Source organism: Paraburkholderia hayleyella, assembly GCF_009455685.1.
Taxonomy (GTDB): domain Bacteria; phylum Pseudomonadota; class Gammaproteobacteria; order Burkholderiales; family Burkholderiaceae; genus Paraburkholderia; species Paraburkholderia hayleyella.
In genome coordinates, this window is sequence record NZ_QPES01000001.1 from 3,200,837 (window position 1) to 3,215,357 (window position 14,521).

At 54.7% G+C, this 14,521-nt stretch carries 8 protein-coding genes and 1 pseudogene; 1 reads left to right on the plus strand and 8 read right to left on the minus strand.

Annotated elements, in window-relative coordinates; genetic code table 11:
- The first annotated feature begins 231 nt into the window (after positions 1-231).
- The gene (locus tag GH657_RS14115; protein WP_153101495.1) at positions 232-765 is read left to right on the plus strand and encodes a peroxiredoxin family protein; all 534 of its coding nucleotides are present in this window, start codon (positions 232-234) and stop codon (positions 763-765) included.
- A 56-nt stretch (positions 766-821) separates the two neighbouring features.
- Here the strand turns inward: GH657_RS14115 and GH657_RS14120 are convergent, their stop codons facing one another.
- The 8 genes and pseudogenes from GH657_RS14120 to adhP all read right to left on the minus strand — a co-directional run bounded on the left by GH657_RS14120 (position 822) and on the right by adhP (position 13,777).
- Positions 822-2,177 carry a sigma-54-dependent transcriptional regulator gene (locus GH657_RS14120; RefSeq protein ID WP_153101766.1) on the minus strand — a complete coding sequence of 452 codons (1,356 nt, stop codon included), beginning with the start codon at positions 2,175-2,177 and terminating at the stop codon, positions 822-824.
- 18 nt (positions 2,178-2,195) lie between these two features.
- Positions 2,196-4,181 (minus strand): sensor histidine kinase, encoded by a 1,986-nt coding sequence (locus GH657_RS14125; RefSeq protein ID WP_153101496.1) that lies wholly within the window; start codon positions 4,179-4,181, stop codon positions 2,196-2,198.
- 30 nt (positions 4,182-4,211) lie between these two features.
- Positions 4,212-5,497, minus strand: a pseudogene (locus GH657_RS14130) (dicarboxylate/amino acid:cation symporter).
- Between the two features lie 386 nt (positions 5,498-5,883).
- The gene (ugpQ, locus tag GH657_RS14135) at positions 5,884-6,681 is read right to left on the minus strand and encodes a glycerophosphodiester phosphodiesterase (RefSeq protein ID WP_281349393.1); all 798 of its coding nucleotides are present in this window, start codon (positions 6,679-6,681) and stop codon (positions 5,884-5,886) included.
- Positions 6,682-6,876: 195 nt separating this feature from the next.
- Positions 6,877-8,544 carry a Na/Pi cotransporter family protein gene (locus GH657_RS14140; protein WP_153101497.1) on the minus strand — a complete coding sequence of 556 codons (1,668 nt, stop codon included), beginning with the start codon at positions 8,542-8,544 and terminating at the stop codon, positions 6,877-6,879.
- 361 nt (positions 8,545-8,905) lie between these two features.
- Positions 8,906-10,408: a DUF1996 domain-containing protein gene (locus GH657_RS14145; protein ID WP_220094854.1), complete on the minus strand. Its 1,503-nt coding sequence runs from the start codon at positions 10,406-10,408 to the stop codon at positions 8,906-8,908.
- A 513-nt stretch (positions 10,409-10,921) separates the two neighbouring features.
- Positions 10,922-12,418: a DUF1996 domain-containing protein gene (locus GH657_RS14150; RefSeq protein WP_220094855.1), complete on the minus strand. Its 1,497-nt coding sequence runs from the start codon at positions 12,416-12,418 to the stop codon at positions 10,922-10,924.
- A 330-nt stretch (positions 12,419-12,748) separates the two neighbouring features.
- Complete coding sequence (gene adhP, locus GH657_RS14155; RefSeq protein ID WP_153101498.1) at positions 12,749-13,777, minus strand: alcohol dehydrogenase AdhP; 1,029 nt, start codon at positions 13,775-13,777, stop codon at positions 12,749-12,751.
- Positions 13,778-14,521: the final 744 nt, after the last annotated feature.

Sequence of the window (14,521 nt, forward strand, 5' to 3'; positions counted from 1 at the left end):
AACAGGGCAATTATCCGCTGCCGGCGGCAAATTCGTGTCTTACCCGGATGCCAGCGTCAAATGCGCTGACATGCGCTGACAATTAACGCTACCGATTGACGCTACAATGACCGCGCGATTCAGCCCGCCGCCCGCCATGGGCAAAAGCCTGATTGCGAAAAGTTGCAAAGCGCCATCCCAAACCGCTGCAACGTATCGTGCACTTTCCCTGTTTTTGCGAGACCCGGCTTCATGACCTCTTCTTCCGCCCCAGGGCGCGCACGCCCCCATCACTTCGTTCGCTATACCGTCATGGCGCTCATCGCCGTGGCGCTGGCCTGTGCAGGTTATTTCGCCTTCGGCGGGCAGCAGTCAGCGCCCAATGCCACCTTCACCCTGCTCTCGGGCCAGAAAGTGTCCACTTCCGAGCTCAAGGGCAAGGTCTATATGGTGAATTTCTGGGCTACAAGCTGCGACACCTGCATCAAGGAAATGCCGCAGATGGTCGAAACCTATAACCGCTTCAAGGACCGTGGGCTTGAATTCGTCGCTGTTGCGATGAGCTATGACACACCGGCCTACGTCAACAACTACGCCACCACGCGCCAGTTACCGTTCAAGGTCGCCATGGACGATGGTTCTGCCGCCAGCCAGTTCGGCAACGTGCAGCTCACGCCCACGACGTTTGTCATCGACAAAAACGGCAAGATTCTCAAACGTTATGTCGGCGCGCCACAGTTCACCGAACTCGACCAGTTGCTCGACAAGGCACTGAAAGCGGCCTGATGCGGCCCAGTACGGCCTGACCCAAGCTTTTTTTAGCCCCCGTTTGCGGCTCACTATCACCGCGGCTCACTGTCACCGCGCGCCGTCAGCCCATAGCGCTTGATCTTCTCGTACAACGTGGCCTTGCCCAGATGCAGCTGATCGGCCGCCAGTGCCACCACGCCACCCGCCTGCTCCAGCGCCTGTACGATCAACGCCCGCTCAAACTGCTCGACCCGCTCCTTGAGCGACTGCTGCGATGACGCATCGTTCTCGGGTAACGCCAGCGAATCTTCAGCCACCCCCAGTACAAACCGGTCAGCGGCATTGCGCAGCTCGCGCACATTGCCTGGCCAGTCGCGCTGCATCAAGCGCATGCGCTGCAGTTCCGACAAAAACGGCGCAGGCCGCTGATAACGCACGGCGGCATCGAGCACGAAATGCTCGAACAGCGGCACGATATCTTCACGCCGCTCCGCGAGCGGTGGCAACACGATCGTCACGACATTCAGGCGGTACAGCAAATCCTGGCGAAACGCGCCAGACGCCACATGTTCCGCCATCTCCCCTTTCGCCGCCGCGACAACCCGGCAGTTCACCCGTACCGGCTGGTTCGAGCCCAGCCGCTCAAGCATCCCTTCTTGCAATACGCGCAGCAGTTTCACCTGCAATGCCAACGGCATGCTTTCGATTTCATCGAGAAACAGCGTTCCCCCCGATGCGTGTTCGAGCTTGCCAATCCGGCGCTTCACCGCCCCGGTAAAGGCACCGGGCTCGTAACCGAACATCTCTGACTCGAACATCGACTCGGGCAATGCACCGCAATTAATGGCGATGAAGGGCTTGTCATGACGCGGCGAAAGTTCGTGCAGGCTGCGCGCAATCAGTTCCTTGCCCGCGCCGGTATCGCCATTGATTAACACCGCGGCATCCGTGGGCGCGATATTTGCAATCAGCCGTCGCACCTGTTCGATCGCAACGCTGCGTCCGATGATGCGCGGCACATTGGTGTTATGCCCTGCCAGCTCACGGCGCAGCGCGAGATTCTCCCGAACCAGCTTGCGCCGCTCAAGCGCACGCCGCACTGTTTCGATCAGGCGCTCGGAGGCAAAAGGTTTCTCGATGAAATCGTAAGCACCATCGCGCATCGCCTGGACCGCCATCGAAATATCGCCGTGTCCCGTCACCAGAATCACCGGCACGTCCGGCGCGCGTTCGCGGCACTGCGCGAGCAGGTCGAGACCGCTCGCGCCAGGCAAGCGAATATCGCTGACGATCACGCCAGAAAATTCGCGGTCGATCAGCATCGCGGCCGCTTCCACCGACGCATGGCCAATCACCTCAAACCCTGCCAGTTGCAGGCTCTGCATGCTGGCGCGCCGCACCAGTGCGTCATCTTCGATATAAAGCACGGGCAAGCCGCGATCAGGCATAAGAGTCATCGTTTAACGTCAGGAAACCAGATCATGAGGAAAAACCGTGCGTGCGTCGGGTAACACCGCGCGGCGCAAAGTCAGGATGAAACACGCGCCACCGCCGGGCGCGTTGCGCGCCTCCAGTGCGCCGCCGCACTCCCGTGCAATGGACGAAGCAATCGCCAACCCAAGACCGAGCCCCATGCCCATCTCCTTGGTCGTAAAAAACGGCTCGAAAAGATGCGGTAAAACTTCGTCGGTAATGCCGGGGCCATTGTCGTCGATGCTGAGCGTGAATTTCGTCGCCGCAACACTGAGCACAATGGCGATATGCGGCTGCGGTGCATCAGCGACTGCATCGAGCGCATTGCTGAGTAGATTGATCAGCACCTGCTCCAGACGCAGTTCATCGCAGTACGCGATGAACTGTGGATAGTCCTCATGAATATCGAGCGGCTGCAGCTGTGGCGTCAATTGCCTCGCATCATGCTGCGTGAACGTCATCGTGACGCGCTCAAGCCGTTGCTGCAGTAGCGCCAGCGCATTGCGCAACGCGCGCACGACAGGCACGACCGCATTACGCGGCCGCGCTCGCCCGACAAACAGCTTGAGCTGATTCGTGATCTTGCCCATGCGCTCGGTCAGGGCGGCAATCGCTTCGAGATTGTCCCGCACCGCGGCCTGGTCGCCACGCTCAAGCAATACCTGAGTGTTATCGGAAAACCCACGCAATGCGGCCAGCGGCTGGTTGAGTTCATGCGTGATACCCGCCGCCATCTGTCCTAGCGCCGCCAGCTTGCTCGCCTGAATCAGTTCGTCATGCGCGGCACGCAGCTCTTGTTCAGCACGGGTCCGTTCCGCGACTTCCCGTTGCAGTTGCGCATTGGCTTGCGACAGGTCAATCGTGCGCTCGGCGACTCGCTGGTTCAGCGCAGCGTAGGACGCCTGTAACAGCGCCCGGCTGCGAATCATCTCGCGCACGCGCGCGCGGCGCATGCGCCAGTAGAACGCCAGCAGACACAGCGAGAGATAACCAAAACCCGTCACGATAGCGGCATCGCGTGCATCGGCATCGACCGGTGCCACGCTGGCGAGCGTCATCAGATGCCAATCGGGCTCACCGATCGCGCGGCGCGTCATGAGATAACGCGGCGCAAGCCGCCCCCTTCCCAAGCGCACGATCTCAGCGTCATCGGCATAACGTTGTTCGGTGGTGACCGGCAAGGACGTGATGTTCTGCTGCGCATATTGCCGCGTCTGAAAAATAGAAGCGGCAAGCGCCTCCGGCAGCGGTCGCATCGTGTGGTATTTCCACGCCGCCACCGACGACAGGAAAATCACACCGTGATCGTCGGTGACGATCAGCGGCTCCGCCATATCCGCGCCCTGAAACCACTCCAGATTAAGCTTCACAACCGTGACACCGACGATCTTTCCGTCGCGCCAGACCGGCTGCGAAATGAAATAACCGGGATCGTGCGAAATCGTTCCGATGCCAAAAAATCGTCCGACGAGACCGCGCAATGCATCGACGAAGTACGGCCTAAAACGATACTGCACCCCCACGAAACTCTCCGGGCCACGCCAGTTGCTCGCAGCCACGCACAGGCCATCGGCTTTGATGACATAAGCCGCAGTCGCCCGGGCGTGCTGGTTCAGGTCTTCCAGGTAATGGTTCGCGCGGGCCACGTTGGCCGCGCTGGGGGAAGTCAGGAGGTCTTGCACGAACGGATGTTCGGCAAGCAGATAAGGCAGGGATTCGTAGCGCTCGAGTGTACTTTTAAGCGCGCCGGTCGTTCGATCAGCACGGACCGAAGCGTGACGCCGCAGGGTATCGATACCGCGCTGCCAGGCGAAATGCCACGCCAGGCCACATCCCGCGGTCAGCCCAGCAGCCAGCACAAACAGAATCAGAAGGCGGCGCGTCACGAAAGGGCAATCCCGGCAAATGAAGGCGGGGTATTGTGGCATAGCCTTTCGTGAATCCACCGAACGCCGTAAGCACAAGCCAGCGCGGGCCATTTGCCGCGCGGCCTCGCAACGATGCGTTATTTATGCGCCCGCGGCTTCTTGCTTGGGCGTCTCGCCGCCGCGTAACGCCGTTTGCAGCTTGCTGCGGTCCAGCTCGTTCTCCCAGGCCGAAACCACGACCGTCGCCACGCCATTGCCAACGATGTTGGTCAGCGCACGGCATTCGCTCATGAAACGGTCGATGCCAAGAATGAGCACCATGCCCGCCAGCGGAATGGTAGGCACCACTGCCAACGTCGCCGCGAGCGTAATAAAACCTGCTCCGGTGACACCGCTCGCGCCCTTCGACGTCAGCATCGTCACGGCCAGCAACGTAAGCTGCTGTGCCCAGGTGAGATCGGTGTTGGTTGCCTGAGCGATAAACAGCACCGCCATCGTCATATAGATGTTCGTGCCATCGAGATTGAACGAATAACCCGTGGGCACCACCAGCCCCACCACCGAACGCGAGCAGCCCAGCTTTTCGAGCTTGAGCATCAGTTGCGGCAAGGCCGCTTCAGAAGAACTCGTGCCCAGCACGATCAACATTTCTTCCTTGATGTAGGCGATAAAACGCAAGATATTGAAGCCCACCAGCCGCGCAATCCCTCCCAGCACCACCACGACAAAAACAATCGCCGTCAGATAGAACGTGCCGATCAGCTTGAGCAGCGGTACCAGCGAACCCACGCCGTACTTGCCGATCGTGAACGCCATCGCGCCAAATGCGCCAATCGGCGCGAGCTTCGTAATGATGCGAACCATGCCGAACAGCACGGACGAAATACCTTCGATGAAATCAGTCACGACCTTTCCACGCTCACCGAGCGTCGCCAGCACACTGCCGAACAGCAAGGCGATCAACAGGATCTGCAAGATCTCGCCCTGCGCGAACGCCGACGAAATCGTGTCTGGAATGATATGCAGCAGAAAATCGACGGTGGTTTGCCCATGCGCTTTCGCCGCGTAGCTGGCAACCGCCTTGGCATCGAGGGTCGTAGGATCAACATTGAAACCCACGCCAGGCTTGAGTACGTGGGTCGCAATCAGCCCCAGCGCCAGCGCAAAGGTGGACACGACCTCAAAGTAAAGCAACGCCTTGCCACCCACGCGCCCTACCTTTTTCATGTCCTGCATGCCCGCGATGCCCGTCACCACCGTACAGAAGATGATCGGCCCGATCACCATCTTGATCAGCTTGATGAAGCCATCGCCGAGCGGCTTCATATCCACCCCAGCACCGGGGAATAATGCCCCAGCGCGATCCCGACGATGATCGCCAGGATCACCTGGACGTAAAGCACTTTATAGAATGGTTTTTTCACGATGAATACCTGCTGCAATCCTGCGATTAGGGGACAAGCCAGGAGCCTGTCAGGCTACGGCAAGACGATGGATTCAGCCAAACCGGAAAGGGATCTCGCACATCGTGTTGCCTCCTTGCTGTTGTCATGGGCCGCGATGGCCGCGCCTTATATAGCAAGGTCGATGCCAGCCCCATACCAAATTTATTCTTTTGATTTTTAACGGTTTTCTTGCTGAAATCGGCCGGTGAAATCTGGATATCCGGAATTTTTACAGAAAGCGTCGGAAAAACTGGACGGCATCTATGCCGCGAACCTCGGGCAAACCCTGATGCAATGGGCCGATGCGTTTTCCCTGGACATCCATTTTGCTTCTGGACAGGAATCCGAACACAATAAATGGCCCTTGCTCAAACGCCCGATTCATTAGCCGCGATCAAATCGAGGCGGTCAGTGCAAATCATGTCGACGCCCCATTTCAGCAGCTCACGTGCGCGGGCGGGGTCATTCACTGTGTAGGCCAGCACCCGCAAGCCTTCGGCCCGAATTCGCGCAACCCGGTCCGCACTCAGATGACGGTGATTCGCATGCAGCGAAATGCATTCGAGGCCCCGTGCGATTGGCCGCCAATCGTCTGGCACCGCATCGAAAAGTATTCCGCGCGGCAGCAAGGGCGCCACATCGCGTGCAGCAGCAAGCGCCTCAACCGAGAATGACGACAGTAACGGAGGCATGGCCGAAGCCGATGCAAGATCAGAACGCCAGAGTGTTAACGCAGCCTTCGCAACATGCTCGCCCGTGCGCACGTCACGCCCCGGGCACGGCTTGATCTCGATGTTCGCGGCAATGGCGTCTCCGATGCACCGGTGCGCTACATCGCTCAACGTCGGCAAGCGTTGCCCAATGAAACCCGCGCCGTACCATGCACCTGCGTCAAGCATCGAGAGCTCTCGCCAACTGCGCAATGCTGCCGCGCCATGACCGTTTGTCGTGCGCTCAAGCGTATCGTCATGCAGCAAGAAAATTTCGTCGTCCGCGGAAAGCTTGGCGTCGAATTCGACCATGCGATAGCCGTAACGCGCGCACATGTCGAAACCCGCCAGCGTGTTCTCAGGGGCAAGCACGCCGCCACAACGGTGCGCAATCATGCGCGGATAAGGCCAGGTAGCAGATAACGCCGCGCTCGTGACGTTTGTATGGGTTATCACATTTACACCAGGGCCGGATGTGCCAATTGAAGCATTATTAAGAAGCGGCGGCGAAATTAGTGGGTGGGCAGGCAAGACGTGTTGAGTGGATAACGGTCGGCGCAGCCCCTTGGCAACATCGAAAAAACCCGAGTCCGGCCATGTGGTTTAAAGAATACCTTGTCCGCATCAGCCCCAACTGCCCGCCGTCAAACCTCATTCCTTCACATGCATCGTATCGAGCGTCCGCTTGCGCAAACGCGTGTTACTCAACGCCCCTACCGCCTCAAGCACCGGATAAGCCGTCGAACAGAACAATGAATTCAACCGCTTCATATCGCTGATCACGTCCAGATGCAGCGCACTGGTTTCGATACTGCGCACGGTTTGCCCAACCAGACGATCAAAGTGCGCATACGAATAAGCGCGTTCAAGATCGCGGAAGCGTTCTTTCTCTGCCAGCAGCCGCTCCGCGCTTCGCAAATCGTTGTTGAGAAATACCGATAGCCCCAACTGCAAATTACCGACGAGCCGCGCCTGCAGATCATCCAGTTCGCCCAACCCCTCTTCCGAGAAAGCCAACTGATGCGAGATCTTCTTGGCTTCGATATTCCCCACGATGCGCTCCAGAATATCGCCCGCATGTTCCAGATTGATCGTCAGCGCAATGATGTCGGTCCAGCGGCGGCTGTCCGCTTCGTCGAGCTGCTCCCGTGAGATCCGTGACAGATAGGTTTTGACCGCGGCATAGAGCTGATCAATATCGTCATCCATACGGATCGTGTCGCGGGCTTTTTGCAGATCATTGTGATGAATCAGATACGCGATGTTCTCCAGCATCGCGCCCACAATGTCACCGATGCGCAGCACTTCGCGTGCGGCATTCGCCAATGCGAGCGTGGGGGTCGGCAATGCGGCGGCATCCAGGTGCAATGGCCGCAACTCGCCATTAGGCTCGATGCGGTCTGGCAGCAAACGCTCGCAGATGCGCGCAACCGGATCAATCAGGGGTAGGCAGGCGCAGCAGCGCACCGTGTTGTACAGCAAATGAAACCCAACGACGGCTTCGCGCGGATTGCTAATTAAAAGTGGCAAACCACGCGCAAGCAACGAGGTAAACGGCAAGATCAGTAAGGCCCCCGCCAGCTTGAAACTCAAACTACCTAGCGCGAGGCGGCGTGCCGCGGCATTCTGCGTCAAGGTGCCAAAGAGAGCGAGCAAGCCGCTGCCCAGATTGGCGCCAATCACGAGACACAGCGCCACCTTGAGCGAGATCACGCCGGATGAGGCCAGCGTTGCAGTGAGCAGCACGGCCGCAAGACTCGAGTATGAAATCATGGCGAACGCCGCACCGACCAGCGCATCCAGCATGATGTCGCCCGTCAGCGCGCCGAACATCACGCGCACGCCATTGCCGTGCATCATCGGCTGCGCGGCCTCAACGATCAGATGCAGCGCCAGCAAAATCAACCCGAGGCCAATTGCGGTACGGCCAATCTGTCCGAAGCGGGTCTGCTTGCGTGACAAAAACGTGGGCACGCCAAACAGAAGCAGCAAAGGCGACAGCCATGACAGATCCAGCGTCAACACTCGCGCCATCAGCGCGGTGCCGACATCCGCGCCAAGCATGATCGCCAGCCCCACAGCCAGGGGTATCAGGCCCTGGGCGGCAAACGAGGTAACGATGACGGCTGTCGCATTACTGCTTTGCACAAGGCTCGTAACGATAATGCCCGCGCCGAAAGCCTTGAAGCGGCTATCGGTGCTGCGTCCAAGCGTGCGGCGCAAATCCGCGCCCAGCACGCGCAGGATGCCGGTGCGCACGATATGCGAACCCCAGACCAGGAGTGCCACACCAGACAAAAGATTCAACAAAATCAACATTGGATGCTACACATAAACATAAATATTATTTTCGATATACCCAGAACGCATCAGTCTTGCTGACGGCAGTGCTGGCACCATGTGCCGGTAGTGTTGCACAGCTTTGGCTTGATGCTGCCTTACTCGTCTGGCGCACGCTTTTTCTGCGTTGTTCACAGGTAGCGCAGGGAGTAAAGAATCCACCAGAAATTTCCCGTCTTGCCCGATAGCGTATTCCGGAACGCATTCAGAAAACGCCCGCTTGGTACTTTTCTTCTCTTATCTTTTTTCTCAATATATCCAGCACCATGTATAAAAAAAGCCGTTTTGCAGGATTGCAAAACGGCTTCGAAAAAACAATCCAGCGATGAAACTTCAGCTGTTACTTAAAGAACAGGACGACTGGTGAGCCCGACTCTTTTGTTCCAAGCATGGTTTCCTGATTATCGCTACCGCTAACCATCATACACAGCGAAACAGTCCTGTCTTCACGCTTGCGCGCTGCGTCGACGATTTGTGCCACGCTCTCCGAATTACGATAGATAAACTTTTCCGGAGAAGATATCCAGGCCCAGACAGAATTTTTACCACCGCATTTCGGCGCATTTTTTTGCGTTATGGTTTTTTCATCCCAGTCGGGTGAGGCTTCATAAAACCGTACCCCGTAAGCCTTTTTCGCTGTCTGGTTCATACCCCGGAAACGAAGAACGACATCTTTATAAGGTGCATTTTTTAGCGTTTCTTCATCTGGAAGTTTGAATTTCACGTACGCGACCTTGGTTTCGTCGGGATTGGCGGCGGATCCTTCCTGCGACAACATTTGCTTATCCGACCCATAATTGGTATCTGCATAGGCACCGCCTCTGACATAAGCATCATCGGCTGGCAAAGCATTCACCACGGGAATATTCTTGTCGCAAAGAACACCGCGATTCAGACAGAACTCCGTCATAAAATCTATCGTGTCGGCACGCCAGCCATTAAAAAAGTCCCCATGTGCCGTGTACAGATTACCCCAGACCGGAATAGCAACACTCCCTTGCATATCCGGATTCATCGACAATTCCATGTCGGAGATATTGCCATTACCAGGCAACACGTACCCGACATTCATCTGGATTTGCGGAATCTTTACTGGATATTCCGCAGGACAAGCGCCATTCGCAGAATATGCGGCATTACGCGGGCCACTCTTTCCGGGGTTAAGCCTTTTTCCGTCCCAGCAGTTAGGAAAATTAAGAGTGATATTAAATTGCGCCTGTTTCCCGTCATATAACGGACATGATTCTGGTGGATCAGCATAATAACTCCCACCACTTTCACTGGTTTTACAAAAATACAAAACCCCCTGTTTCGATTGAGTGCCGTGATGATCGCCAACCAGTAATTGCAAACCCTTCGGAAATGGCTCAACCGGATAACGGGTGTCCTGATTGCGATAATAAGCTTTCATATGATCTGGCTTAATAATCTCGCCAGTACTCTTGCGCCGCATTTGAGGCACCCAATATGACGAACCATCTGCAGTTGAAGTACATGTGGTCTGAGGTTGTGCCAGAAGTTTATCGACTGTAGTAAAGGCATCCGCATGAATATTGCCGAAAAAGTCATGCACCATGGCTTCGCCCGGACGGCCATACATCAGGATAGGATCGTCTGACAACGTATGCGATAACGTACACTCAACATTAAAAAATCCTTCAGGACTTTCAGGTTCAACCTTCGGCATCACACTTTGACGCGATACTGGCGTTGGAGTGGCCTTCATGCTAACCGCATTAGCACCGCCCGTCGCACCTCCATCACCGCATGCACTTAATGCCAGAAGCATGCCAGCTGAAAGCAGGGCGAGCACTCCTCGTTTATTTTCTATTAGGATATTCATATACGGATCCCTCATTACTCTGCAGTTAGCCAAGCCCTTCGGAAAAGGGCCACTTCACAGCGCAAGCAATTAATCAAATTGCTCACCTTTATTTCGCCTGAATCAGACGAATCTTATAATTCAGGAATTCTAGTCTTAATCTAGCAATTTTCCTAATGCAAGCAAGAATTATCCTACCAAAAAGAGAGTTTTTAAGCATATGGCATACATCGCCTGACACCGGCCGCTTAAATATGTAAATTGCATTAAAAATGCTGGCAAACCGTAATTAAATGGCACGCCAGCGTCCATAGTCATTTGATTTTTATATGATTTCTAATGCGTATTAATTATTTCTATTATTTATGCGAGCGCGCCAGGCACTTTGATTTATTTCACAGAGCGTTGACAACGCATACCCAACCAGATTGAACAAGCTACTTTTAAAACAATCTTAAATTCATAAAAAAGCCGCTTTGCAGAGATGCAAAGCGGCTTTAAAGAAAAACAATGTAATGATTAAGTTTTTACCGTTTATTTAAAGAACAGGACGACAGGTGAACCCGACTCTTTTGTTCCAAGTATCGTTTCCTGATTATCGCTATCACTAGCCATCATGCAGAGCGAAACAGTCCTGTCTTCACGCTGGCGCGCTGCATCGACGATTTGCGCCACACTCGCCGAATTACGATAGATAAATTTTTCCGGAGAAGACATCCAAGCCCGGACATAATTTTTGCCACCGCATTTCGGCCCGGTTTTTTGCGTTATGGTTTTTTCATCCCAGTCGGGTGAGGCTTCATAAAACCACACCGCATAAGCCTTTTTCGACGTCTGGTCCATACCCTGGAAACGAAGAAAGACATCTTTGTAAGGTGCGTTTTTTAACGTTTCTTCATCTGGAAGCTTGAACTTCATGTACGCGACTTTGGTTTCATCTGGATTAGCAGCAGATCCTTCCTGCGACAACATTTGCTTGTCCGACCCATAATTGGTATCTGCATAGGCACCGCCTCTGACATAGGCATCGTCGGCTGCCAAAGCATTCACCACGGGAATATTCTTGTCGCAAAGCACACCGCGATTCAGACAGAACTCCGTCATGAAATCTATCGTGTCGGCACGCCAGCCATTAAAAAAGTCCCCATGTGCCGTGTACAGACTACCCCAGACTGGAATGGCAACCCCTCCTTGCATATCCGGATTCATCGACAATTCCAGATCGGAGATATTGCCATTACCAGGCAATACGTACCCGATATTCATCTGGATTTGCGGAATCTTTACCGGATATTCCGTAGGGCAAGCGCCATTCACAGAATATGCGGCATTACGCGGACCACTCTTTCCGGGGTTAAGCCTTTTTCCGTCCCAGCAGTTAGGAAAATTAAGGGTGATATTAAATTGTGCTTTTTTCCCGTCATATAGTGGACACGATTGTGGTGGATCAGAATAATAGCTCCCGCCACTTTCACTGGTTTTACAAAAATATAAAACCCCCTGTTTTGACTGACTGCTATGATGATCACCTACGAGTAATTGCAATCCCTTTGGAAAGGGCTCAACTGGATAACGGGTGTCCTGATTGCGATAATAAGCCTTCATATGATCTGGCTTGATAATCTCACCGGTACTCTTGCGCTGCATTTGCGGCGCCCAATATGACGAACCATCGGCAGTTGAAGTACATGTGGTCTCGGGTTGTGCCAGAAGTTTATCAACTGTAGTAAAAGCATCCGCATGGATATTGCCGAAGAAATCATGCACCATGGCATCACCCGGGCGGCCAAACATCTTGATAGGATCGTCTGGCAAAGTATGCGATAGCGTACATTCAACATTAAAAAAACCTTCAGAACCTTCAGGGTCAATTTTTTGACTTACATTCTGAAGCGATGTCGGAGTAGCCTTCAACATATTTCCTTTAATACCGCCTACGCCACCTCCATCGCCGCATGCACTTAATGCCATAAATACACCCGCCGAAAGCAGCCCAATTGCTACTTTTTTATTCCGCGCCAATAAACTCATAACACCTCCTAACAGTGCACAATTAATACAACCCCCGATAACTGGGCTGCATTACAGTGCAAACGGTTAATCAAATTCCCCACTTATTTCACCGAAACCAGGCAAATTAAGTGAATGTCGGGATTGTATTCACCGCGTAAGAATTTTCCCATACAAAAATAAGAATGTTCTTGTTTTTTAAAAGAGTAATTAAGATCTAATAATTCATTGTCAAATGGCAATGTTTAAATGTAAAAATCGTCTTTAAAAAAATACCGGCTAGCCACAATGAAGTAGCTAGCCGGTGTTTGAGCCATATTGGTCCTATTCGATTCTTTTTATGCTTATTGCTTATTCTGAAAAATTAAGCACGACTCGACCTTCGATTTGTCCCGCATGCATCCGCGCGAAGATGTCGTTGATATTCTCCAGCCGATCCGTCGAAACCGTCGCCGTAACCTTACCCTGCTCGGCAAACTGCAAGGATTCTTGCAAGTCAAGCCGGGTGCCGACAATCGAGCCTCGCACCGTAATCCCTTCAAGCACCATGCCGAAGATCGGCAACGGAAAGCTACCCGGCGGCAAGCCGTTCAATGACACTGTCCCGCCACGCCGCACCATGCCTAGCGCCTGCTCAAAAGCAATCGGCGAGACCGCCGTCACCAGCACGCCATGGGCGCCGCCGATTTCCTTTTTCAGGTAAGCGCCGGGATCCGTCTTGAGCGCATTGACGGTAACGGTCGCGCCCAGCCGGCGCGCCAGTTCGAGCTTCGAATCATCCACGTCGATGGCCGCCACGTTGCGCCCCATAGCCCGCGCATATTGCACCGCCATGTGCCCCAAGCCGCCGACGCCAGAAATAGCGATCCAGTCACCGGGTTTGGTATCGGTAACTTTCAGGCCTTTATAGACCGTCACACCGGCACACAACACGGGAGCAATCTCGACAAAGCCGATTTTGTCGGGAAGATGACCCACGTAATTGGCATTCGCCAGCGCATATTCGGCAAACCCGCCGTTGACTGAATAACCCGTGTTTTGCTGCGCTTCGCACAAGGTTTCCCAGCCGCCAAGGCAATGCGGACAATGGCCGCACGCGGAATACAGCCAGGGAATGCCGACCCGGTCGCCCTCCTTGATATGCGTCACGCCCGCCCCCACCGCCGCGACGTAGCCGACTCCCTCATGACCCGGAATAAACGGCGGGTTCGGCTTGACCGGCCAGTCGCCTTGCGCGGCGTGAAGATCGGTATGGCACACACCACAGGCTTCGATCTTGACCAGCAAATCACCCGCAGCAGGGCGCGGCACAACAACCTCCTCAAGCTTTAATGGCTTACCAAACTCACGGACAACAGCGGCTTTCATTGTCTTGTTCATTTAATAGCTCCTTATCACGACGTGGAAAGTAGACAGTGATTTCGCTAACGCCGGGCAACCCGAAACAGGTTGGACCGCGACATGGCAGTGTTACTGAAAACGGGCCCGAATGCAGGCGTAATCCTGACGATTGCTGGTCTATATACGGATCAGCAGGATAAATCGGTCGACCGGTATGCGCGCTGTGGGCGGAACCATGCACGGTTGCCGCCAGACAGACGACACGGTACGTGCTGAGCGCCCAACCACCGCAGAACTGGATGATGGCCAGATTCTCGTCGTGGAAGGCTCACCGTACACGAAGGCGCCGAACAACCCTATCTACGTGGCAATCGTTGCGATTGCCACGCGATACGATCCAGCATCAGACACATGGACTCTGACAAACTCGATGAGCGGTGCTCATGTGAACGAACGTGGCCACCTCTGTATGAATTCTTTGATACGCCGCCAGCATCGCTGGATGAAATCGAGCCGATTCATATACGACAGTATCTAGATTGGCGGGTGCAAGACACCGCGAGAAAGCGAAGAGAAAAAAGGATGAAGCGCTGGTCGGCAAAGAACAGGTACGCGCGGACCGGTCATCTACGGCGCGCTGAACGAACGCAGCCAACCGCAGATCGCATACATAAAGCGTATGCCTGACGGTAAAACGCTGGTGATTGAAGAAGTACGGCGGGAACGAAAGACGCTGGCGATTGCCAGCTTGAGGAAATACCCGGCTGCGAAAGATACCGATGC